We start from the raw sequence: 21,589 nt of genomic DNA, 5'->3' as shown, positions 1-21,589 counted from the left end.
TTCACATAGTCGCTTTTTAGTTAACAAAACCAATTTGTTGGGGTATCGCCAAGCGGTAAGGCACCGGATTCTGATTCCGGCATTCCGAGGTTCGAATCCTCGTACCCCAGCCAATTTAAAAAGTCGTTAAGCAGTTTGTTTAACGCAATTGGGGTGTCGCCAAGCGGTAAGGCTCTGGTTTCTGATACCAGCATTCCGGGGTTCGAATCCCTGCACCCCAGCCACTTAAGTAACAAAAAAGCCCGCTCTGCGGGCTTTTTTGTTTTTGTTGTTCAGAATCGAGTAGCCTGATGCCCTCTCCCACGGGGAGAGGGCATCAATATTAAAGTCCCAGGGCGTATTTCAGCGCCTGACGCTTCAGACCACCGGCACGCTCCGCTGCCATCAATCCAAGATTACGCAGAATGCGCACCGGGGCTAAATCATTGCTGAACCCGGCATAGAACAGATCCATCCCCGACTGCATGATAAAGTTATCCGCCATGCGTCGCGTCTGATAACGCTTCAGGACCTGATGGCTGGCCCAGTTTTCCGCGTGTCCGCGGGCACTGCCCAGCACATCCAGTAACGCATCGACATCACGATACCCCAGGTTGACACCCTGCCCGGCCAGCGGATGAATGGTGTGTGCCGCATCGCCCACCAGCGCCAGCCCTTCACGGGCATACTGCAAAGCGTGACGTCGCGTGAGGGGGAACGCCCCGGCAGCGACCGGCGTGACGTTGCCCAGACGGCTCGGGAAGTGCAGGCGGATTTCCCGCTGCAATTGCTCCATTGAAAGCCCCTGCAGCTGGCGAATGCGCGCCGGTTTGTCGTACCACACCAGCGATCCCCAGTTATCGAACAGCGGTAAAAAGGCGTGCGGGCCATTCGGGGTAAAGTGCTGCCAGGTACTCTCGCCCGGTGCATTCTCGCACTCGACGGTAATCAGCATGCAGGACTGCTCATACTGCCAGGCATGAATCCCAATTCCCGCCATCTGTCTAACCTGCGAGTTAGCACCGTCCGCCCCAATGACCAGCTTCACGGCCAGCTCATCGCCGTTGTCGAGCGTCAGTAAATACCCACTATCGTGAGGATGCAGCGCCTTAAGCGACGCAGGCACGCGCAGCGTCACCTGCGGATGCGCCTCCAGCGACTGCCAGAGCGCCCGCTGGAGCACGTTGTTTTCCACCATATAGCCCAGGCGCGGCAGCTTCAGCTCAGCGGCATCAAACGCGACGTGGGCATTTTCCCACTCCCAGGTTTCAAGACGGCTATAGGGGTGCGCGCGCATTTCCAGCACCGCCTCCCAGACGCCCAGCCCGCGCAGCAGATCGACGGACGCCGCGCTGATCGCGGATATGCGCACATCAGGTTTGCTAGCGGGATCGAAGGCTGGCGGAGCAGCCTGTTCAATTATCGTTACCTCAAATCCCTGCTTCGCCAGCCCCAGCGCCAGCGCGCCGCCGACCATACCGCCGCCGACAACGGCAACTTCGGTGTGTAGGAGTGTCATGGTCAATTTTCCTTATTGGAGAATCCCTTAAGTTTACCGGATTTTTGCGGTCCTGAGACACACAACCTTCATACTGGTCACAACCCCACCAAAGCATTACAATACGCGGCTTGCAATCCTGAGCTGAGCAAGTCGATGACTAAAAAACTCCATATAAAAACCTGGGGCTGTCAGATGAACGAATACGATTCATCCAAGATGGCCGATCTGCTGGATACCACCCACGGATACCAGCTGACTGAAAATGCGAAAGAAGCGGACGTGCTGCTGCTGAACACCTGTTCGATTCGTGAAAAAGCGCAGGAAAAAGTCTTTCACGTATTAGGACGCTGGAAACTTCTCAAACGAAAAAATCCGGACCTGATCATCGGGGTGGGCGGCTGCGTCGCGTCGCAGGAAGGCAAGCTGATCCGCCAGAGAGCCCCGTATGTGGATATTGTCTTTGGTCCTCAGACCCTCCACCGCCTGCCGGAGATGATCAATCAGGTTCGCGGCAACCGTAGCCCGGTCGTTGACGTCAGCTTCCCGGAAATCGAAAAATTCGACCGTCTGCCAGAGCCGCGAGCCGATGGCCCAACCGCCTTCGTCTCCATCATGGAGGGCTGCAACAAATACTGCACGTACTGCGTGGTGCCTTACACCCGTGGTGAAGAAGTCAGCCGTCCGGCAGACGATATTCTGTTTGAAATCGCACAGCTTGCCGCGCAGGGCGTTCGCGAAGTTAACCTGCTGGGCCAGAACGTTAACGCCTGGCGCGGGGAAAACTACGACGGTACCACCGGCAGCTTTGCTGAGCTGCTGCGCCTGGTGGCCGCGATTGACGGCATCGACCGCATTCGCTTTACCACCAGCCATCCGATGGAGTTTACCGATGACATCATTGACGTCTATCGCGATACGCCAGAGCTGGTGAGCTTCCTGCACCTGCCGATTCAGTGCGGCTCTGACCGCGTGCTGAACCTGATGGGCCGCCCGCATACGGTGCTGGAATATAAGTCCACCATTCGCAAGCTGCGTGAAGCGCGTCCGGATATCCAGATTAGCTCTGACTTTATCGTCGGCTTCCCTGGCGAAACCGCTGATGACTTCGAGCGCACCATGAAGCTCATCGGCGAAGTGAATTTTGACGTCAGCTACAGCTTCATCTTCTCTGCGCGTCCCGGGACACCGGCGGCCGATATGGTTGACGATGTGCCGGAAGAAGAGAAAAAGCAACGTCTGTATATTCTGCAGGAACGTATTAACCAGCAGGCCAACGCGTGGAGCCGCCGCATGCTCGGCACCGTTCAGCGCATTCTGGTGGAAGGCACTTCCCGTAAGAGCATTATGGAGCTGTCCGGTCGTACTGAAAACAACCGCGTGGTGAACTTTGAAGGCACTCCGGATATGATCGGTAAATTCGTGGACGTCGAGATTATCGAAGTGCTGACCAACTCGCTGCGCGCGAAAGTGGTCCGCACCGAGGATGAAATGGGCCTGCGTATTGCCGAGTCACCTGAATCCGTCATCTCTCGTACTCGCAAAGAAAACGATTCTGGCGTTGGGATTTACCAGCCATAATCCTTCTGGCCTGCCCTTCCGGCAGGCCTTGTATTTCCTCTCATCGTCCCCAATATCTTCCGCAACGCTTGCGCCTTTATTCTGTGGCGTGAATAATTTCGGTAATGACCGTTTTATTACGCCTGTCGCAACGGATCAGTTAACCAATCAAAGAGGAACAGTTTGAACATAGATACGCGTGAAATTAGCCTTGAGCCAGCAGACAACGCTCGCCTGCTGAGCCTGTGCGGGCCGTTTGATGACAACATCAAACAACTGGAGCGACGTCTGGGTATCGAAATCAATCGTCGCGATAATCATTTCAAACTTACCGGACGCCCTATCTGCGTCAATGCCGCTGCGGACATTCTGCGTAGCCTGTATGTCGACACCTCCCCCATGCGCGGCGAAATTCAGGATATCGAACCGGAACAAATTCACCTCGCTATTAAAGAGGCGCGCGTGCTTGAGCAAAGCGCGGAAAGCGTTCCGGACTACGGTAAGGCAATCAATATCAAGACGAAACGTGGCGTCATTAAGCCGCGTACGCCAAACCAGGCACAGTACATCGCCAATATCCTCGACCACGACATCACCTTCGGGGTGGGGCCGGCGGGCACGGGTAAAACCTATCTGGCCGTTGCCGCGGCGGTCGATGCGCTGGAACGCCAGGAGATCCGTCGAATTCTGCTGACCCGTCCGGCCGTTGAAGCGGGCGAAAAGCTGGGCTTCCTGCCGGGCGATCTGAGCCAGAAGGTCGACCCGTATCTGCGTCCTTTATACGATGCGCTGTTCGAAATGCTGGGCTTTGAGAAGGTCGAGAAGCTCATTGAGCGTAACGTTATCGAAGTGGCCCCGCTCGCCTACATGCGCGGCCGTACGCTGAACGATGCGTTCATCATTCTCGATGAGAGCCAGAACACCACCATCGAACAGATGAAGATGTTCCTGACGCGTATCGGCTTTAACTCGAAAGCGGTCATCACCGGCGACGTCACCCAGATCGACCTGCCGCGCAGCACCAAATCCGGCCTGCGCCACGCCATCGAGGTGCTGGCCGAGGTCGACGAAATCAGCTTTAACTTCTTCCACAGTGAAGACGTGGTACGCCACCCGGTGGTCGCGCGTATCGTAAACGCCTATGAAGCCTGGGAAGAGGCGGATCAGAAGCGTAAGGCCGAACTGGCCGCAGAACGTAAGCGCGAAGCGCAGGAGCAAGAACAGAAATGAGTCAGGTGATCCTCGATTTACAGCTGGCCTGTGAAGACAATTCCGGCATGCCAGATGAGGCACAGTTTCAGAAATGGCTGGATGCCGTTATTCCTCAGTTTCAGGAAGAATCAGAAGTTACGATTCGCCTGGTGGATGAAGCGGAAAGCCATGAGCTTAACCTGACCTATCGCGGGAAAGATAAGCCGACCAACGTGCTCTCTTTCCCGTTCGAAGCGCCGCCGGGTATCGAGATGCCGCTGCTGGGCGATCTGATCATCTGCCGTCAGGTGGTTGAACAGGAAGCGAAAGAGCAGCAAAAGCCGCTTGAGGCCCACTGGGCGCATATGGTGGTACACGGCAGTCTGCATCTGCTCGGCTACGATCACATTGAAGATGACGAAGCGGAAGAGATGGAGTCCCTCGAGACAGAGATAATGCTTGCTCTGGGCTATGAGGATCCGTACATTGCCGAGAAAGAATAGTCCGTCACCTGACTGACTCCCCTGCCGCCACGAAAGGATATCGCGTGGCGGTAAACGTTGAACTAACAAGAGAACCCTTAACAAACGCCATGAGCGACGACAATTCACACAGTAGCGACACGACAACCAGTAAAAAGGGATTTTTCTCCCTCATTCTGAACCAGCTTTTCCACGGCGAACCCAAAAACCGTGATGAACTGCTGGAGCTGATTCGTGATTCCGGGCAGAACGACCTTATCGACGAAGATACGCGCGAAATGCTCGAAGGGGTCATGGACATCGCCGACCAGCGCGTTCGCGATATCATGATCCCCCGCTCGCAGATGATAACCCTGAAACGTAACCAGACCCTGGACGAGTGCCTCGATGTGATCATCGAATCCGCCCACTCGCGTTTCCCGGTCATCAGCGAAGACAAAGATCACATCGAAGGGATTTTGATGGCGAAAGATCTGCTGCCGTTTATGCGCAGCGATGCCGAAGCCTTCAGCATGGAAAAAGTGTTACGCCAGGCCGTGGTTGTGCCGGAAAGTAAACGTGTGGATCGGATGCTGAAAGAGTTTCGCTCTCAGCGTTACCACATGGCGATTGTTATTGATGAATTTGGCGGTGTTTCCGGTCTGGTCACGATCGAGGATATTCTTGAGCTGATCGTGGGCGAAATCGAAGACGAGTACGACGAAGAAGAGGATATCGACTTCCGTCAGCTCAGCCGCCACACCTGGACCGTGCGCGCGCTGGCCTCCATTGAGGACTTCAACGACGCCTTCGGGACCCACTTCAGCGATGAAGAGGTCGATACCATTGGCGGGCTGGTGATGCAGGCCTTTGGTCATCTCCCGGCGCGCGGTGAAACCGTTGACATCGACGGTTACCAGTTCAAAGTGGCAATGGCCGACAGCCGACGTATTATACAGGTTCATGTCAGAACGCCGGACGACTCACCGGTGCCAAAACTGGAAGATTAATGTAAATGGCATTTGCCCCATTGCTTGAACGCCAGCGCGTCCGTTTGCTGCTGGCGCTGTTACTCGGAGCCAGCGGTACGCTGGCTTTTTCTCCTTACGATATCTGGCCCGCGGCCATACTCTCCCTGATGGGGCTTCAGGGTCTGATCCTGAACCGTCGTCCGGTACAGGCTGCCGCTATCGGCTACTTCTGGGGACTGGGGCTGTTTGGCTCAGGTATTAACTGGGTCTACGTCAGCATCGCCCAGTTTGGCGGTATGCCTGGCCCGGTAAACGTCTTCCTGGTGGTCCTGCTCGCCGCGTATCTCTCGCTCTATACCGGTCTGTTCGCCGGCATCCTTTCTCGCCTGTGGCCCAAAACCAGCTGGCTGCGCGTTGCCATTGCCGCACCGGTGGTCTGGCAGATCACGGAATTCCTGCGCGGCTGGGTGCTGACCGGCTTCCCGTGGCTGCAGTTCGGCTACAGTCAGATTGACGGCCCGCTCAAAGGCCTGGCGCCGGTAATGGGCGTTGAGGCCATCAACTTCCTGCTGATGGTGGTGAGCGGCCTGCTGGTTCTGGCGCTGGTCACGCGCTGCTGGAAGCCGCTGGTTATGGCGCTGGTGCTGTTCGCCCTTCCCTTCCCGCTGCGCTATATCCAGTGGTTCACGCCTGAGCCCGCGCGCGCCATGCAGGTTTCCATGGTGCAGGGGAATATCCCGCAGTCCATGAAGTGGGACGAGAAAGAGCTGCTAAACACGCTGAAGATCTACGCCAACGCCACCGAAGAGGTGATGGGTAAATCGCAGCTGATTATCTGGCCGGAGTCTGCCATTCCCGATCTGGAAATCAATCAGCAGCCGTTCCTCAACATGATGAACGACCTGCTGGTGGCGCGCGGCAGCACGCTAATCACCGGGATTGTCGATGCGCGTCTGAATCAGCAGAACCGCTACGACACCTACAACACCATCATTACGCTCGGCAAAGACAGCGAATACAGCTACCACTCCACTGACCGGTACAACAAGAACCACCTGGTGCCGTTTGGTGAATTTGTCCCGCTGGAGTCGATTCTGCGCCCGCTGGCCCCGTTCTTCGACCTGCCGATGTCCTCTTTCAGCCGCGGCCCGTACGTACAGCCTCAGCTGCACGCGCACGGCGCAGCCCTGACGGCGGCTATCTGCTACGAAATCATCCTCGGCGAGCAGGTGCGCGATAACTTCCGCCCTGATACAGACTATCTGCTGACCATCTCCAACGATGCCTGGTTTGGTAAGTCAATCGGCCCGTGGCAGCACTTCCAGATGGCACGTATGCGCTCTCTGGAGCTGGCGCGTCCGCTGCTGCGCAGTACCAACAACGGCATCACCGCTGTGATTGGTCCGCAGGGTGAAATCCAGGCGATGATCCCGCAGTTTACCCGAGAGGTGCTGACCACGAATGTCACGCCAACCACAGGCCTGACGCCATATGCGCGCACCGGCAACTGGCCGCTGTGGATCCTGACCGCGCTATTCGGCTTTGGCGCGGTGCTGATGAGCCTGCGCCAGCGTCGTAAATAACCTTCCCTTCTGTTGCCGGGTGGCGGCTACGCCTTACCCGGCAATCCCTTCCAAATCTTAAAACTGGCACGCCTATTGCTTTGTTTATTCAGGTAAACGCAGTTTGGCTTAACGTGCAACTTTGTCGCACCAGCGTAGATCACCGGCAGCACCGTAACGGTGCAACGGGAGATATTTGCCTCTGAATGGTGCGGCGCGCTTCGCAAAAATAAACAATAACGCAGCAAAATCTTTACATTAAGCCAGACTAAATGTTAACAAGCTTGCATAACACTGCACTCGCATTGCGCGAGATATAACAACATCACAATGGGTATCAATGCGTCACTGGCGCTGATAAAAAAGGAGTTGGGTATGCAATTACGTAAACTGGCCACAGCAATGCTGGTTATGGGAATGTCTGCAGGCGTGGTTCACGCTGAAGATGCGCCTGCAGCAGGCAGTACTCTCGACAAGATTGCCAAAAACGGCGTTATCGTGGTCGGCCACCGTGAATCTTCTGTCCCGTTCTCTTACTACGACAACACGCAAAAAGTCGTGGGCTATTCACAGGATTACTCCAACGCCATCGTTGAAGCCGTGAAGAAAAAGCTGAACAAACCTGACCTGCAGGTGAAGCTGATCCCAATCACTTCACAGAACCGTATTCCACTGCTGCAAAACGGCACCTTTGACTTCGAGTGTGGCTCCACCACTAACAACCTGGAGCGTCAGAAACAGGCTGCTTTCTCTGACACCATCTTTGTCGTGGGTACCCGCCTGCTGACGAAGAAAGGCGGTGAGATCAAAGACTTCGCTGACCTGAAAGGTAAAGCGGTCGTTGTTACCTCCGGTACCACGTCAGAAGTGCTGCTCCACAAGCTGAACGACGAGAAGAAAATGGACATGCGCATCATCAGCGCGAAAGACCATGGCGACTCCTTCCGTACCCTGGAAAGCGGCCGTGCCGTCGCGTTTATGATGGATGACGCCCTGCTGGCAGGCGAGCGTGCGAAAGCGAAAAAACCAGACAACTGGGATATCGTCGGTACCGCGCAGTCGAAAGAAGCCTACGGCTGTATGCTGCGTAAAGACGATCCGCAGTTTAAAAAGCTGATCGATGACACCATCGCTCAGGTGCAGACCTCCGGCGAAGCGGAAAAATGGTTCGACAAATGGTTCAAGAACCCGATTCCACCGAAAAACCTGAACATGAATTTTGAACTGTCTGACGACATGAAAGCGCTGTTCAAATCTCCAAATGACAAGGCTCTTAACTAATTAGAACAACAGGGGCGGGATCTCCTGCCCTCTCGATTGTCGGGAAGCATGGACAGACTATACGTTGAGTGGTCGTTCCCCACTCAGCGCGAAAAATGAGCTTCTCACCAATCTTCGAGGGTAGCGCTGCTACCCTTTTTTTTCTGGAGTTTATTATGTCAATCGACTGGAACTGGGGCATATTCCTGCAACAAGCCCCGTTCGGCAACACCACCTATCTTGGCTGGCTGTGGAGCGGCTTTCAGGTCACCGTGGCATTATCGATAACGGCGTGGATTATCGCGTTTCTTGTCGGTTCTTTGTTCGGTATTCTGCGCACCGTCCCTAACCGCTTTCTTTCAACACTTGGCACCCTGTATGTGGAACTGTTCCGTAACGTTCCGCTGATCGTGCAATTCTTTACCTGGTATCTGGTTATCCCGGAACTGCTGCCGGAAAATATTGGCATGTGGTTCAAGTCGGAACTGGATCCGAACGTGCAGTTCTTTGTCTCCTCCATGATGTGTCTGGGGCTGTTTACCGCTGCGCGCGTTTGCGAGCAGGTGCGTGCCGCCATTCAGTCATTGCCGCGCGGACAAAAAAATGCGGGCCTGGCGATGGGCCTGACGCTGCCCCAAACCTACCGCTACGTGCTGCTGCCAAACGCCTACCGCGTTATCGTTCCACCGATGACCTCAGAGATGATGAACCTGGTGAAAAACTCGGCCATCGCCTCGACTATCGGCCTGGTCGATATGGCCGCGCAGGCGGGCAAACTGCTGGATTACTCCGCTCACGCGTGGGAATCCTTCACCGCGATCACGCTCGCGTATGTTCTGATTAACGCTTTCATCATGCTGGTGATGAACCTGGTTGAACGCAAAATTCGCCTGCCGGGCAACATGGGGGGCAAATAATGTACGAATTTGACTGGAGTTCTGTCGTTCCATCCATGCCTTACCTGCTTGATGGACTGATGATTACCTTAAAAATCACCGTCATTGCCATCATCGTCGGTATCGTCTGGGGCACCCTGCTGGCCGTCATGCGCCTGTCGAGCTTTAAGCCGCTCGCATGGTTTGCGACCGCCTACGTTAACGTGTTCCGCTCCATCCCGCTGGTAATGGTGCTGCTGTGGTTTTACCTGATCGTGCCCGGCTTCCTGCAAAACGTGCTGGGGCTGTCGCCGAAAACCGATATCCGTCTGATCTCCGCCATGGTGGCGTTCTCAATGTTTGAGGCCGCTTACTACTCTGAGATTATCCGAGCGGGCATTCAGAGTATCTCCCGTGGGCAATCCAGCGCCGCGCTGGCCCTGGGGATGACGCACTGGCAGTCCATGCAGCTCATTATTCTGCCGCAGGCGTTTCGCGCCATGGTTCCGCTCCTGCTTACCCAGGGTATCGTGTTGTTCCAGGATACCTCGCTGGTCTACGTTCTGAGTCTGGCAGACTTCTTCCGTACCGCGTCAACCATCGGTGAACGTGATGGTACGCAGGTTGAGATGGTGCTCTTTGCGGGTGCGGTCTATTTTGTGATTAGTTTAAGCGCGTCGCTGTTGGTCAGCTGGCTGAAGAAAAGGACGGTATAATGATTTCCCTGAAAAATGTTTCTAAATGGTATGGGCACTTTCAGGTGCTGACCGACTGCTCCACCGAGGTAAAAAAAGGTGATGTGGTAGTGGTGTGCGGGCCGTCCGGTTCCGGTAAATCGACGCTGATCAAAACCGTTAACGGACTGGAGCCGGTCCAGCAGGGTGAGATCGTCGTCAACGGCACCAAAGTCAACGACAAGAAAACCAACCTCGCCCAGCTTCGCTCTCACGTTGGCATGGTGTTCCAGCATTTTGAGCTGTTCCCTCACCTCTCCATTATTGAGAACCTGACGCTGGCTCAGGTGAAAGTGCTTAAGCGTGATAAAAAAGCGTCGCGCGAGAAAGGCCTTAAGCTCCTGGAACGCGTTGGGCTCTCGGCGCATGCCGATAAGTTCCCGGCGCAGCTCTCCGGCGGCCAACAGCAGCGTGTGGCGATCGCCCGCGCGCTGTGCATGGATCCGGTGGCTATGCTGTTTGATGAGCCCACGTCGGCGCTCGATCCAGAGATGATCAATGAAGTGCTGGACGTGATGGTCGAGCTGGCGCACGAAGGGATGACCATGATGGTTGTGACCCACGAAATGGGCTTCGCCCGTAAGGTGGCCAACCGCGTGATCTTTATGGACGAAGGGAAAATTGTCGAAGATTCTCCGAAAGAGGAGTTCTTCGCCAACCCGAAATCTGAACGTGCGAAAGATTTCCTCGCCAAAATCCTGCACTAATCTTCCCGGTGCGCAATCTGCGGATTGCGCACTGCTTCACGCTTTAACTCTCTTTATCTATTCGGCGTCACATTGCAGCGTTAACCTTGTCACAAAATAACGCTATGAATGGAGAACGCTATGGCACAACCCATCATTTTCGATTGCGATCCGGGTCATGATGACGCGATCGCGCTCGTTCTTGCACTTGCCTCCCCTGAACTCGACGTCAAAGCCGTCACTTCTTCCGCCGGAAACCAGACGCCGGTTAAAACCCTGCGTAACGTTTTGCGCATGCTGACGCTGCTTGGGCGCACCGATATTCCCGTCGCCGGTGGCGCCCTCAAGCCCCTGATGCGTGAATTAATTATCGCGGATAACGTGCATGGTGAAAGCGGGCTGGACGGTCCGGCACTGCCGGAGCCGGGCTTTACGCCGCAAAACTGTACCGCCGTGGAGCTGATGGCGAAGGTGCTGCGCGAGAGCGCGGAGCCCGTCACGCTGGTGGCAACGGGACCGCAAACCAACGTCGCGCTGCTGCTGAACAGCCATCCTGAACTGCACGGTAAAATCGCCCGTATCGTCATCATGGGCGGAGCCATGGGGCTGGGAAACTGGACGCCGTCCGCAGAATTCAACATTTTTGTCGACCCGGAAGCGGCGGAGATTGTGTTCCAGTCAGGCTTGCCAGTTGTGATGGCAGGGCTGGACGTGACCCATCGCGCACAGATTATGGCAGACGACATTGAGCGCTTCCGTGCCGTGGGTAATCCGGTCGCGACAACCGTGGCTGAGCTGCTCGACTTCTTTATGGAGTATCACAAAGCCGAGAAGTGGGGCTTCCACGGCGCGCCGCTGCACGATCCGTGCACCATTGCCTGGCTGTTAAAACCGGAGATGTTTACTACGGTTCACAGATGGGTTGGCGTCGAAACGCAGGGGAAATACACCCAGGGCATGACGGTGGTGGACTACTACTCGCTGACGGGAAATAAGCCGAATACTACGGTGATGGTGGATATTGACCGGGAGGCGTTTGTGGATTTGCTGGCGGAGAGGCTGGCTTACTATAGTGCGTAATGCGGCCTGATGCCCTCACCCCGGCCCTCTCCCACAGGGAGAGGGCGCAAACCTGCGCTTTACTTAGGGCTCAAACGGCCGACGCTGGAACTGATCGTGGCCGCATTTCGGACACAGCGGCAGCACGTCCGGCGTATAGACCGCAATATGGTGGTGGCAATTCTCGCACACCAGATTTCCCAGCCCGACCACCTCACCGCTGTGGTACACACCGTGGTGGTTCAAATCCTGAAAGACCTCGCGCCATTCCAGCTGCGTTTTATCCGTGATGTCGGCCAGCTCTTGCCACAGGCTCTCTTTGATCACCCGCATGAAAACGCTGTCCGTGACCTCCTCCTGGCTCTCCTGGTAGCTGCGCGCGAACTCCTCCAGATCGCGACGCACGGCACGCGTCACCTCTTCCACTTCGGTTCGCGTTAACTCACCCGTTTGCGACACGCGGGCACGCGCCTGCTCCACCAGCGCATCGATATCGCGCTCGCCGTTACGCAGCCGTTCCGTCAGTGTCGCCACCAGTTCGCGGTAAAATTGAGCAACCTTGTTCATCATTTTGCCTCCCGGGTAAGTAACTATTTCTAATAATAGACCTTATTTCATCGCCGCTTTGTCAGGTGAAGCACAGACCCGGTAAATTCCTGCAAAGCGCATTTGTGCGAAAGGCTGTTTTGACGCGGGCGTTTGGGCTATGCTATGCGGATCTGAATTACCACATCCATTGGCTACATTTGTAGCTGTATTGAAAACAGGACCACTGGCTGCCATGCAAGAGCAATACCGCCCGGAAGAGATAGAATCAAAAGTCCAGCAACACTGGGACGAGAAGCGCACCTTTGAAGTAACCGAAGACGAGAGCAAAGAGAAGTATTACTGCCTGTCGATGCTTCCCTATCCTTCTGGTCGACTACACATGGGCCACGTGCGTAACTACACCATCGGCGATGTGATTGCGCGTTACCAGCGCATGCTCGGCAAAAACGTGCTCCAGCCTATCGGCTGGGATGCGTTCGGTCTTCCTGCGGAAGGCGCAGCGGTCAAAAACAACACCGCACCGGCACCGTGGACGTACGACAACATCGCGTACATGAAAAACCAGCTCAAAATGCTGGGCTTTGGCTATGACTGGAGCCGCGAGCTGGCAACCTGTACCCCAGAATACTATCGCTGGGAGCAGAAGTTCTTCACCGAGCTGTACAAAAAAGGGCTGGTGTATAAGAAGACCTCTGCCGTTAACTGGTGTCCGAATGACCAGACCGTTCTCGCGAACGAACAGGTTATTGATGGCTGCTGCTGGCGCTGCGACACTAAAGTTGAGCGTAAAGAGATTCCACAGTGGTTTATCAAAATCACCGCTTACGCTGATGAGCTGCTGAACGATCTGGATAACCTCGACCACTGGCCAGATACCGTTAAGACCATGCAGCGCAACTGGATCGGCCGTTCCGAAGGCGTGGAAATCACCTTCAACGTTGAGAACTACGACCAGACCCTGACCGTCTACACCACCCGTCCGGACACCTTCATGGGCGCGGCCTACCTGGCCGTGGCCGCAGGTCACCCGCTGGCGCAGAAAGCAGCGGAAAACAATCCGGAACTGGCTACCTTCATCGACGAGTGCCGCAACACCAAAGTGGCCGAAGCCGATATGGCAACGATGGAGAAAAAAGGCGTTGATACCGGCTTTAAAGCCATTCACCCACTGACTGGCGAAGCGATCCCTGTCTGGGCCGCCAACTTCGTTCTGATGGAGTACGGCACAGGCGCCGTGATGGCCGTTCCGGGTCACGACCAGCGCGACTACGAATTTGCCACCAAATATGGCCTGACCATCAAGCCTGTTATCCTGGCGGCTGATGGTTCAGAACCAGACCTGTCTGAACACGCGCTGACCGAAAAAGGGACCTTGTTCAACTCCGGCGAGTTCAGCGGTCTGAGCTTCGAAGAGGGCTTCAACGCCATCGCCGATAAGCTGGCCTCTCTGGGCGTGGGTGAGCGTAAGGTTAACTTCCGTCTGCGCGACTGGGGCGTATCCCGTCAGCGTTACTGGGGTGCACCAATCCCAATGGTGACGCTGGAAGATGGCACCGTGATGCCAACGCCGGAAGATCAGCTCCCGGTGATCCTGCCGGAAGACGTCGTCATGGACGGCATCACCAGCCCGATCAAAGCCGATCCTGAGTGGGCAAAAACCACCGTCAACGGTCAGCCTGCGCTGCGCGAAACCGACACCTTTGACACCTTTATGGAGTCATCCTGGTACTATGCGCGCTACACCTGCCCGCAGTATCAGGAAGGCATGCTGGATTCCAAAGCGGCAAACTACTGGCTGCCGGTAGATATCTACATCGGCGGCATTGAACACGCCATCATGCACCTGCTTTACTTCCGCTTCTTCCACAAGCTGATGCGCGATGCGGGCATGGTGAACTCTGACGAACCGGCCAAACAGCTGCTGTGTCAGGGCATGGTGCTGGCAGATGCATTCTATTACGTCGGTGCCAACGGCGAGCGTAACTGGGTTTCTCCGGTTGACGCCATCGTCGAGCGCGACGAGAAAGGCCGTATCGTGAAGGCGAAAGACGCCGAAGGTCATGAACTGGTTTATACCGGCATGAGCAAGATGTCCAAGTCGAAAAACAACGGTATCGACCCACAGGTGATGGTTGAGCGCTACGGTGCAGACACCGTTCGTCTGTTCATGATGTTTGCCTCTCCGGCTGATATGACTCTGGAGTGGCAGGAATCTGGCGTTGAAGGCGCTAACCGTTTCCTGAAACGCGTCTGGAAACTGGTTTACGAACATACTGCTCTGGGTGATGCCCCAGTGCTGAACGCCGCCGCACTGACTGAAGATCAGCAGGCGCTGCGTCGTGATGTTCATAAAACGATTGCGAAAGTAACCGATGATATTGGTCGTCGTCAGACCTTCAATACCGCAATTGCGGCTATTATGGAACTGATGAACAAGCTGGCGAAAGCCCCGCAGGACGGTGAGCAGGATCGCGCCTTAATGCGTGAAGCACTGCTGGCTGTTGTTCGCATGCTGAACCCGTTCACTCCACACGTTAGCTTCACCCTGTGGCAGGAGCTGAAAGGCGAAGGAGATATCGACAACGCGCCGTGGCCGCAGGCTGACGAAGCAGCGATGGTGGAAAACACGACGCTGGTAGTGGTTCAGGTGAACGGTAAAGTCCGCGGTAAAATTACCGTGGCGGTCGATGCAACCGAAGAACAGGTTCGCGAGCGCGCGGGTCAGGAACCTCTGGTCGCAAAATATCTTGAGGGCGTTACCGTACGTAAAGTGATCTACGTACCGGGTAAACTGCTCAATCTGGTCGTTGGCTAAGCGCGGGAGGAAACGTGCGACAACTGGCAACAATACTCTTATCACTGGCGGTGCTTGTCACCGCTGGCTGCGGATGGCACCTGCGCGATACCACGGCGGTGCCTGCTGAGATGAAAACGATGATTTTCGACTCATCAGATCCGAATGGCCCACTCAGCCGGGCAATTCGTAATCAGCTGCGTCTGAACGGCGTTGAGCTTGTTGAGAAACAAACGCTGCGCCAGGATGTACCGTCTCTGCGTATTATAGGAGGAGGTCTGTCGAGAGATACCGCTTCTATCTTCCAGGATGGCCGTACAGCTGAATATCAGATGGTGCTGACGGTCAGCGCAGCGGTCCTGATCCCGGGTAAAGACATCTATCCGATCAGCACGAAAGTGTACCGTTCGTTCTTCGATAACCCGCAGACGGCGCTGGCAAAAGATGCCGAACAGCAGATTATCATCAACGAAATGTACGACAAGGCGGCGGAACAGCTGATCCGTAAACTGCCAAGTATTGCAGCGTCTACCAAACAAGGCTCTGACATTGTTGAAAAACCGGTTGCTGGCACGCTTCCTGCTGCTAACTCTCTGGGTAAATGATGATCAGGCTGTATCCTGAACAACTCCGCGCGCAGCTCAAAGAAGGGCTGCGCGCGGCGTATCTGCTTCTTGGAAACGATCCGTTATTACTTCAGGAAAGCCTGGATGCCGTGCGGCATGAGGCCGCTTCTCAGGGCTTCGATGAACACCACACCGTCCAGTTGGATAACAGCACCGACTGGAATGCCCTCTTCTCACTCTGTCAGGCGATGAGCCTTTTTGCGTCGCGCCAGACTATTCAGATCCTGCTGCCGGAGAACGGCCCTAACGCGGCCATCAATGAACAGCTGGCCACGCTGGTCAGCCTGCTTCACAGCGATCTGCTGCTGATTGTGCGCGGTAACAAACTCACCAAAGCGCAGGAAAACGCGGCGTGGTTCACCCAACTCGCAGCCCACGCGGTGCAGGTCACCTGTCAGACGCCTGAACAGGCGCATCTGCCAAAATGGGTCGCAGCGAGAGCGAAGCAGAACAACCTTCAGCTGGATGATGCGGCGAACCAACTGCTCTGCTACTGCTATGAAGGCAATCTGCTTGCACTGGCACAGGCGCTGGACAGACTCTCCCTGCTCTGGCCGGATGGCAAGCTGACCTTGCCGCGCGTCGAGCAGGCCGTTAACGACGCGGCACACTTCACGCCGTTCCACTGGGTGGACGCGCTGCTGTCGGCGAAAAGCAAACGCGCCCTGCATATTCTGCAACAGCTGCGTCTCGAAGGGAGCGAACCCGTTATTCTGCTGCGTACGCTGCAGCGCGAATTACTGCTGCTGATTACGCTCAAGCGTCAGTCTGCCCATACGCCGCTGCGTTCGCTGTTTGATAAACACCGCGTGTGGCAAAATCGCCGGGCTTTGACCACCGAGGCCGTCAACCGCCTGAGTCATGAACAGCTTCGTCAGGCTGTACAGCTTCTGATGCGCGCAGAGCTCACGTTAAAACAAGATTACGGCCAGTCGGTGTGGGCGGAGCTGGAAAGCCTTTCTCTGCTGCTCTGCCACAAGGCGCTGGCAGACGTTTTTATTGATGGATAGCATGCATTCTTTACAGGCCTTATATGGCGGCACCTTCGACCCGGTACATTACGGGCATCTGAAGCCGGTTGAAATTCTGGCGAATCTGATCGGCCTTCAGCGCGTCACCATTATGCCCAACAATGTCCCGCCCCATCGTCCACAGCCCGAGGCGACCAGCGAGCAGCGAAAAGAGATGCTTGCCCTGGCCATCGCGGATAAACCCCTCTTCCGACTTGACGAGCGTGAGCTGCGTCGCGACACCCCCTCCTGGACATCTCAGACGCTTCAGGAGTGGCGCGCCGAACAAGGGCCAGACCAGCCGCTGGCGTTTATCATCGGCCAGGATTCCCTGCTGAATTTCCCCACATGGCATCAGTATGAAACTATTCTGGAGAACAGCCATTTGCTGGTCTGCCGCCGTCCGGGCTATCCGCTGACCATGCGCGAAGCGCAGTACCAGCAGTGGCTGGAAGACCATCTCACCGATAATGTTGAAGATCTTCACAATCAGCCTGCCGGGAAGATCTATCTTGCGGAAACGCCGTGGTTCGATATCTCTGCGACCCTCATTCGTGAGCGTTTACAGCAGGGTTTAGCCTGTGACGATCTGCTCCCCGCACCGGTGTTAGCCTATATCCATGCGCACGGTTTGTATCAGAAAAGCGCAGATGAATAGCCGGAGGGCATAAAAAGGGGCTTATTGTTTATCCTGCCTTGACAGGGTAAGCCATACTGTTATTCTCCGCTGCCAGACTTTCCCGCCGATAATTGCTTTACAGAAATTGTTTTACAAAAATGGCGATGCAATCTCAGGCGGAGGGTGGGATGATACCCGCCTTCTGAAGCCCGACCGAAGACATTTGTCCCGACACAGGCGTGAGTTCAGGTATACTGTCTGGCTACGAATTCAAAGTTTTACAATCTCATTCACCCCAGGGGGAAAACTTGCAGGGTAAAGCACTCCAGGATTTTGTTATTGACAAAATTGATGACCTGAAAGGTCAGGACATCATCGCTATCGACGTTAAGGGTAAATCCAGTATTACCGACTGCATGATCATCTGCACCGGTACATCGACGCGTCATGTTGTTTCAATTGCCGATCACGTGGTTCAGGAATCGCGTGCAGCAGGGCTGTTGCCGCTGGGCGTTGAAGGTGAAGCGACGGCTGACTGGGTAGTAGTCGACCTCGGCGATGTGATTGTCCACGTCATGCAGGACGAGAGCCGTCGCCTGTATGAGCTGGAAAAACTCTGGGGTTAATGCGTGAAGTTGCAGCTGGTCGCCGTCGGCACCAAAATGCCGGACTGGGTACAAACCGGTTTTACTGAATATCTGCGTCGTTTTCCAAAAGACATGCCGTTCGAGCTGGTGGAAATTCCCGCCGGTAAGCGCGGCAAGAACGCTGATATCAAACGTATTCTCGATAAAGAGGGCGAACTGATGCTGGCTGCCGCAGGCAAGAACCGCATCGTCACCCTCGATATTCCAGGTAAACCCTGGGATACGCCGCAGCTGGCGCAAGAACTGGAGCGCTGGAAGCAGGATGGCCGTGACGTCAGTCTGTTGATTGGCGGGCCAGAAGGGTTATCCCCTGCCTGCAAAGCGGCGGCTGAACAAAGTTGGTCCCTCTCCGCGCTGACGCTTCCCCACCCGCTCGTTCGGGTACTGGTGGCTGAAAGCCTGTATCGCGCGTGGAGCATTACTACCAACCACCCCTATCACCGCGAGTAATGACTGACCAGGGTAGATTAAGCAGCGGATGAAACTACAGAATTCTTTTCGCGACTATACGGCTGAGTCCGCGCTGTTTGTGCGCCGGGCGCTGGTCGCCTTTACCGGGATTTTGCTGCTTACCGGCGTGCTGATCGCCAACCTTTATAATCTGCAAATTGTCCGCTTTACCGACTACCAGACGCGTTCAAACGAAAACCGTATTAAGCTGGTGCCTATCGCACCCAGCCGCGGCATTATTTACGATCGTAACGGCACCCCGCTGGCGCTAAACCGCACCATCTATCAAATCGAGATGATGCCGGAAAAAGTCGATAACGTTCAGGATACGCTGGAAGCGCTAAAGAGCGTTGTCGACCTTAACGATGACGATATCGCCGCCTTCAAAAAAGAGCGCGCCCGCTCTCACCGTTTTACCTCCATTCCGGTTAAAACCAATCTGACGGAAGTTCAGGTGGCCCGCTTTGCGGTGAACCAGTACCGTTTCCCCGGCGTGGAAGTGAAGGGCTATAAGCGTCGCTACTATCCCTACGGCTCCGCCCTGACGCATGTGATTGGCTACGTTTCCAAAATTAACGACAAAGACGTTGACCGTCTTGATAAAGACGGCAAGCTGGCCAACTACGCCGCAACGCACGATATCGGTAAGCTGGGGATCGAACGTTACTACGAAGACGTTCTGCACGGGCAAACCGGCTATGAAGAGGTTGAGGTTAACAACCGTGGCCGCGTGATCCGCCAGCTGAAAGAAGTGCCGCCTCAGGCGGGGCATGACGTCTATCTGACGCTCGACCTCAAGCTTCAGCAGTATATTGAAACTCTGCTGGCGGGCAGTCGTGCAGCCGTTGTGGTCACCGATCCTCGTACCGGCGGCATCCTGGCGATGGTCTCCATGCCTAGCTATGACCCGAACCTCTTCGTTGACGGCATATCCAGTAAAGACTATTCCGGTCTGCTGAACGATCCGAACACGCCGCTGGTGAACCGTGCAACGCAAGGGGTTTACCCGCCGGCATCAACGGTTAAACCGTACGTCGCGGTTTCTGCGCTGAGTGCCGGCGTCATCAACCGTAATACCAGCCTGTTTGACCCAGGCTGGTGGCAGCTACCTGGCTCAGATAAGCGCTATCGTGACTGGAAAAAATGGGGCCACGGTCATCTGAACGTCACCAAATCGCTGGAGGAGTCTGCGGATACCTTCTTCTATCAGGTGGCGTATGACATGGGGATCGACCGCCTGTCAGAATGGATGAGCAAATTCGGCTACGGACACTATACCGGCGTTGACCTTGCAGAAGAACGCTCCGGCAACATGCCTACGCGCGAATGGAAGCTGAAGCGCTTTAAAAAACCGTGGTATCAGGGCGACACCATTCCGGTGGGTATCGGTCAGGGCTACTGGACGGCAACGCCGCTTCAGATGAACAAAGCCATGATGATCCTCATCAATGACGGCGTGGTGAAAGTGCCGCATCTGCTGCAGAGTACGGTTGAAGACGGCAAAAAAGTGCCGTGGAACCAGCCGCATGAAGCCCCGGTGGGTGACATACATTCAGGCTTCTGGGAAATTGCGAAAGACGGTATGTACGGCGTGGCAAACCGCCCGAACGGTACCGCACACAAATATTTCGCCGGGACGCCGTACAAAGTGGCGGCGAAGTCCGGTACTGCGCAGGTGTTTGGTCTTAAGGCCAATGAAACCTATAACGCGCACCGCATTGCTGAACGTCTGCGTGACCATAAGCTGATGACGGCGTTTGCTCCTTATGACAACCCGCAGGTCGCGGTGGCGATGATTCTCGAGAACGGCGGTGCCGGGCCTGCAGTAGGGACTATCATGCGCCAGATCCTTGACCACATTATGCTGGGTGATAACAACACCGAACTGCCGGCTGAAAACCCGGCCGCCGCTGCGGCGGAGGACCAATAATCATGACGGATAATCCAAATAAAAAATCGCTGTGGGACAAAATCCACATCGACCCAGCCATGCTGCTGATCCTGCTGGCTCTGCTGGTTTACAGCGCGCTGGTTATCTGGAGCGCCAGCGGCCAGGACATCGGGATGATGGAGCGCAAAATCGGCCAGATTGCCATGGGTCTAATTATCATGGTGGTGATGGCGCAGATCCCGCCGCGCGTCTACGAAGGCTGGGCGCCCTATCTCTACATCTTCTGTATTATTCTGCTGGTTGCGGTCGATGCGTTTGGCGCCATTTCAAAAGGGGCGCAGCGCTGGCTGGATCTGGGCGTTGTCCGCTTCCAGCCCTCTGAAATTGCCAAAATCGCCGTTCCACTGATGGTGGCACGCTTTATCAACCGCGACGTCTGTCCGCCGTCTCTGAAGAATACCGCTATCGCGCTGGTGCTGATTTTCCTGCCAACGCTGCTGGTTGCGGCACAGCCTGACCTCGGCACCTCAATCCTTATTGCCCTCTCCGGCCTGTTTGTCCTGTTCCTCTCGGGACTGAGCTGGCGCCTGATTGGTATCGCGGTGGTGCTGATTGCGGCTTTCATTCCTATCCTGTGGTTCTTCCTGATGCATGACTACCAGCGCCAGCGCGTTATGATGCTGCTCGATCCGGAAACCGATCCGCTGGGCGCGGGCTATCATATTATTCAGTCAAAGATTGCGATTGGCTCCGGCGGGCTGCGCGGTAAAGGCTGGCTGCACGGCACGCAGTCTCAGCTGGAATTTTTACCGGAACGCCACACCGACTTTATCTTTGCCGTACTGGCGGAAGAACTGGGACTGGTTGGCATCTTAATATTGCTGGCGCTTTATGTACTGCTGATCATGCGTGGATTGTGGATTGCAGCACGCGCGCAAACCACCTTTGGTCGCGTCATGGCTGGCGGGTTGATGCTGATTTTATTCGTTTATGTCTTCGTAAATATTGGTATGGTGAGTGGTATTCTGCCGGTGGTAGGCGTACCGCTGCCGCTGGTGAGTTACGGAGGCTCGGCACTGATCGTGTTGATGGCCGGGTTTGGTATCGTAATGTCGATCCATACCCACAGAAAAATGTTGTCAAAAAGCGTATAAAAATAAGGGGATC

At 55.4% G+C, this 21,589-nt stretch carries 20 protein-coding genes and 2 tRNA genes; 20 read left to right on the top strand and 2 right to left on the bottom strand.

The features are described from left to right. Positions 1-38: 38 nt before the first annotated feature. Together ACWYRJ_RS05110 and ACWYRJ_RS05105 are read left to right on the top strand one after the other, a co-directional pair. A tRNA-Gln gene (locus tag ACWYRJ_RS05110) sits at positions 39-113 on the top strand. A 36-nt stretch (positions 114-149) separates the two neighbouring features. Beyond that, a tRNA-Gln gene (locus ACWYRJ_RS05105) sits at positions 150-224 on the top strand. 98 nt (positions 225-322) lie between these two features. Here the strand turns inward: ACWYRJ_RS05105 and ubiF are convergent. Next, on the bottom strand, positions 323-1,498 hold the full coding sequence (gene ubiF / locus ACWYRJ_RS05100; RefSeq protein WP_455507510.1) for a 3-demethoxyubiquinol 3-hydroxylase: 1,176 nt from the start codon (positions 1,496-1,498) through the stop codon (positions 323-325). Positions 1,499-1,633: 135 nt separating this feature from the next. Between ubiF and miaB the strand changes: the two genes are divergently transcribed. From miaB to rihA, 10 genes are all read left to right on the top strand, one after another. Then, positions 1,634-3,058, top strand: coding sequence for a tRNA (N6-isopentenyl adenosine(37)-C2)-methylthiotransferase MiaB (gene miaB / locus ACWYRJ_RS05095; RefSeq protein ID WP_111964387.1), 1,425 nt, complete (start codon positions 1,634-1,636; stop codon positions 3,056-3,058). A gap of 162 nt (positions 3,059-3,220) precedes the next feature. Then, on the top strand, positions 3,221-4,267 hold the full coding sequence (locus ACWYRJ_RS05090; protein WP_008501053.1) for a PhoH family protein: 1,047 nt from the start codon (positions 3,221-3,223) through the stop codon (positions 4,265-4,267). Beyond that, a complete protein-coding gene (gene ybeY, locus ACWYRJ_RS05085) occupies positions 4,264-4,731 on the top strand; it encodes an rRNA maturation RNase YbeY (protein WP_008501052.1) in 468 nt (155 codons plus the stop codon). The genes ACWYRJ_RS05090 and ybeY overlap by 4 nt, the downstream gene beginning before the upstream one ends. Positions 4,732-4,820: 89 nt before the next feature. Further along, positions 4,821-5,699 (top strand): CNNM family magnesium/cobalt transport protein CorC, encoded by an 879-nt coding sequence (gene corC / locus ACWYRJ_RS05080; protein WP_021242574.1) that lies wholly within the window; start codon positions 4,821-4,823, stop codon positions 5,697-5,699. Between the two features lie 5 nt (positions 5,700-5,704). Then, positions 5,705-7,243 (top strand): apolipoprotein N-acyltransferase, encoded by a 1,539-nt coding sequence (gene lnt, locus ACWYRJ_RS05075; protein WP_455507509.1) that lies wholly within the window; start codon positions 5,705-5,707, stop codon positions 7,241-7,243. 354 nt (positions 7,244-7,597) lie between these two features. Beyond that, entirely contained in the window at positions 7,598-8,503 is a 906-nt protein-coding gene (locus tag ACWYRJ_RS05070; RefSeq protein ID WP_008501049.1) for an amino acid ABC transporter substrate-binding protein, read from the top strand. Positions 8,504-8,658: 155 nt separating this feature from the next. Further along, the gene (gene gltJ / locus ACWYRJ_RS05065) at positions 8,659-9,399 is read left to right on the top strand and encodes a glutamate/aspartate ABC transporter permease GltJ (RefSeq protein ID WP_008501048.1); all 741 of its coding nucleotides are present in this window, start codon (positions 8,659-8,661) and stop codon (positions 9,397-9,399) included. Beyond that, positions 9,399-10,073 (top strand): glutamate/aspartate ABC transporter permease GltK, encoded by a 675-nt coding sequence (gltK, locus tag ACWYRJ_RS05060; protein WP_111964391.1) that lies wholly within the window; start codon positions 9,399-9,401, stop codon positions 10,071-10,073. Before gltJ ends, gltK begins: the two co-directional genes overlap by 1 nt. Then, positions 10,073-10,798, top strand: a complete 726-nt coding sequence (locus ACWYRJ_RS05055; protein ID WP_014883001.1) for an amino acid ABC transporter ATP-binding protein — start codon at positions 10,073-10,075, stop codon at positions 10,796-10,798. Before gltK ends, ACWYRJ_RS05055 begins: the two co-directional genes overlap by 1 nt. Positions 10,799-10,918: 120 nt before the next feature. Beyond that, positions 10,919-11,857, top strand: a complete 939-nt coding sequence (gene rihA / locus ACWYRJ_RS05050; RefSeq protein WP_455507508.1) for a pyrimidine-specific ribonucleoside hydrolase RihA — start codon at positions 10,919-10,921, stop codon at positions 11,855-11,857. 63 nt (positions 11,858-11,920) lie between these two features. Here rihA and ACWYRJ_RS05045 read toward each other — a convergent pair whose 3' ends face one another. After that, a complete protein-coding gene (locus tag ACWYRJ_RS05045; RefSeq protein WP_111964474.1) occupies positions 11,921-12,403 on the bottom strand; it encodes a zinc ribbon-containing protein in 483 nt (160 codons plus the stop codon). Positions 12,404-12,617: 214 nt separating this feature from the next. Here ACWYRJ_RS05045 and leuS point away from each other — a divergent pair, with 214 nt between their 5' ends. The 8 genes from leuS (at position 12,618) to mrdB (ending at position 21,576) form a co-directional block, all read left to right on the top strand. Continuing rightward, entirely contained in the window at positions 12,618-15,200 is a 2,583-nt protein-coding gene (gene leuS / locus ACWYRJ_RS05040) for a leucine--tRNA ligase (RefSeq protein WP_455507507.1), read from the top strand. Positions 15,201-15,214: 14 nt separating this feature from the next. Further along, positions 15,215-15,784: an LPS assembly lipoprotein LptE gene (gene lptE, locus ACWYRJ_RS05035; protein ID WP_455507506.1), complete on the top strand. Its 570-nt coding sequence runs from the start codon at positions 15,215-15,217 to the stop codon at positions 15,782-15,784. Then, the gene (gene holA / locus ACWYRJ_RS05030; protein WP_223582399.1) at positions 15,784-16,815 is read left to right on the top strand and encodes a DNA polymerase III subunit delta; all 1,032 of its coding nucleotides are present in this window, start codon (positions 15,784-15,786) and stop codon (positions 16,813-16,815) included. The genes lptE and holA overlap by 1 nt, the downstream gene beginning before the upstream one ends. Then, positions 16,808-17,473 carry a nicotinate-nucleotide adenylyltransferase gene (nadD, locus tag ACWYRJ_RS05025; RefSeq protein ID WP_045402141.1) on the top strand — a complete coding sequence of 222 codons (666 nt, stop codon included), beginning with the start codon at positions 16,808-16,810 and terminating at the stop codon, positions 17,471-17,473. The genes holA and nadD overlap by 8 nt, the downstream gene beginning before the upstream one ends. A gap of 269 nt (positions 17,474-17,742) precedes the next feature. After that, positions 17,743-18,060 (top strand): ribosome silencing factor, encoded by a 318-nt coding sequence (gene rsfS, locus ACWYRJ_RS05020; protein ID WP_023334893.1) that lies wholly within the window; start codon positions 17,743-17,745, stop codon positions 18,058-18,060. A gap of 3 nt (positions 18,061-18,063) precedes the next feature. Next, complete coding sequence (gene rlmH, locus ACWYRJ_RS05015; protein ID WP_023310748.1) at positions 18,064-18,531, top strand: 23S rRNA (pseudouridine(1915)-N(3))-methyltransferase RlmH; 468 nt, start codon at positions 18,064-18,066, stop codon at positions 18,529-18,531. Positions 18,532-18,559: 28 nt separating this feature from the next. Then, a complete protein-coding gene (mrdA, locus tag ACWYRJ_RS05010; protein ID WP_008501038.1) occupies positions 18,560-20,461 on the top strand; it encodes a peptidoglycan DD-transpeptidase MrdA in 1,902 nt (633 codons plus the stop codon). Between the two features lie 2 nt (positions 20,462-20,463). Beyond that, positions 20,464-21,576 carry a peptidoglycan glycosyltransferase MrdB gene (gene mrdB, locus ACWYRJ_RS05005; RefSeq protein ID WP_023310746.1) on the top strand — a complete coding sequence of 371 codons (1,113 nt, stop codon included), beginning with the start codon at positions 20,464-20,466 and terminating at the stop codon, positions 21,574-21,576. The last annotated feature ends 13 nt before the right edge of the window (positions 21,577-21,589 follow it).

Source organism: Enterobacter sp. (assembly GCF_977039595.1).
Note: the sequence above shows the minus strand (reverse complement) of the source record. Positions and strands in the feature narration are given on the sequence as shown.

Excerpts from the sequence above, each read along its gene's own strand:
- ubiF (WP_455507510.1), bottom strand. The coding sequence starts at position 1,498 with ATGACACTCCTACACACCGAAGTTGCCGTTGTCGGCGGCGGTATGGTC.
- miaB (WP_111964387.1), top strand. The coding sequence starts at position 1,634 with ATGACTAAAAAACTCCATATAAAAACCTGGGGCTGTCAGATGAACGAA.
- ybeY (WP_008501052.1), top strand. The coding sequence starts at position 4,264 with ATGAGTCAGGTGATCCTCGATTTACAGCTGGCCTGTGAAGACAATTCC.
- corC (WP_021242574.1), top strand. The coding sequence starts at position 4,821 with ATGAGCGACGACAATTCACACAGTAGCGACACGACAACCAGTAAAAAG.
- lnt (WP_455507509.1), top strand. The coding sequence starts at position 5,705 with ATGGCATTTGCCCCATTGCTTGAACGCCAGCGCGTCCGTTTGCTGCTG.
- ACWYRJ_RS05070 (WP_008501049.1), top strand. The coding sequence starts at position 7,598 with ATGCAATTACGTAAACTGGCCACAGCAATGCTGGTTATGGGAATGTCT.
- gltJ (WP_008501048.1), top strand. The coding sequence starts at position 8,659 with ATGTCAATCGACTGGAACTGGGGCATATTCCTGCAACAAGCCCCGTTC.
- gltK (WP_111964391.1), top strand. The coding sequence starts at position 9,399 with ATGTACGAATTTGACTGGAGTTCTGTCGTTCCATCCATGCCTTACCTG.
- ACWYRJ_RS05055 (WP_014883001.1), top strand. The coding sequence starts at position 10,073 with ATGATTTCCCTGAAAAATGTTTCTAAATGGTATGGGCACTTTCAGGTG.
- rihA (WP_455507508.1), top strand. The coding sequence starts at position 10,919 with ATGGCACAACCCATCATTTTCGATTGCGATCCGGGTCATGATGACGCG.
- ACWYRJ_RS05045 (WP_111964474.1), bottom strand. The coding sequence starts at position 12,403 with ATGAACAAGGTTGCTCAATTTTACCGCGAACTGGTGGCGACACTGACG.
- leuS (WP_455507507.1), top strand. The coding sequence starts at position 12,618 with ATGCAAGAGCAATACCGCCCGGAAGAGATAGAATCAAAAGTCCAGCAA.
- holA (WP_223582399.1), top strand. The coding sequence starts at position 15,784 with ATGATCAGGCTGTATCCTGAACAACTCCGCGCGCAGCTCAAAGAAGGG.
- nadD (WP_045402141.1), top strand. The coding sequence starts at position 16,808 with ATGGATAGCATGCATTCTTTACAGGCCTTATATGGCGGCACCTTCGAC.
- mrdA (WP_008501038.1), top strand. The coding sequence starts at position 18,560 with ATGAAACTACAGAATTCTTTTCGCGACTATACGGCTGAGTCCGCGCTG.
- mrdB (WP_023310746.1), top strand. The coding sequence starts at position 20,464 with ATGACGGATAATCCAAATAAAAAATCGCTGTGGGACAAAATCCACATC.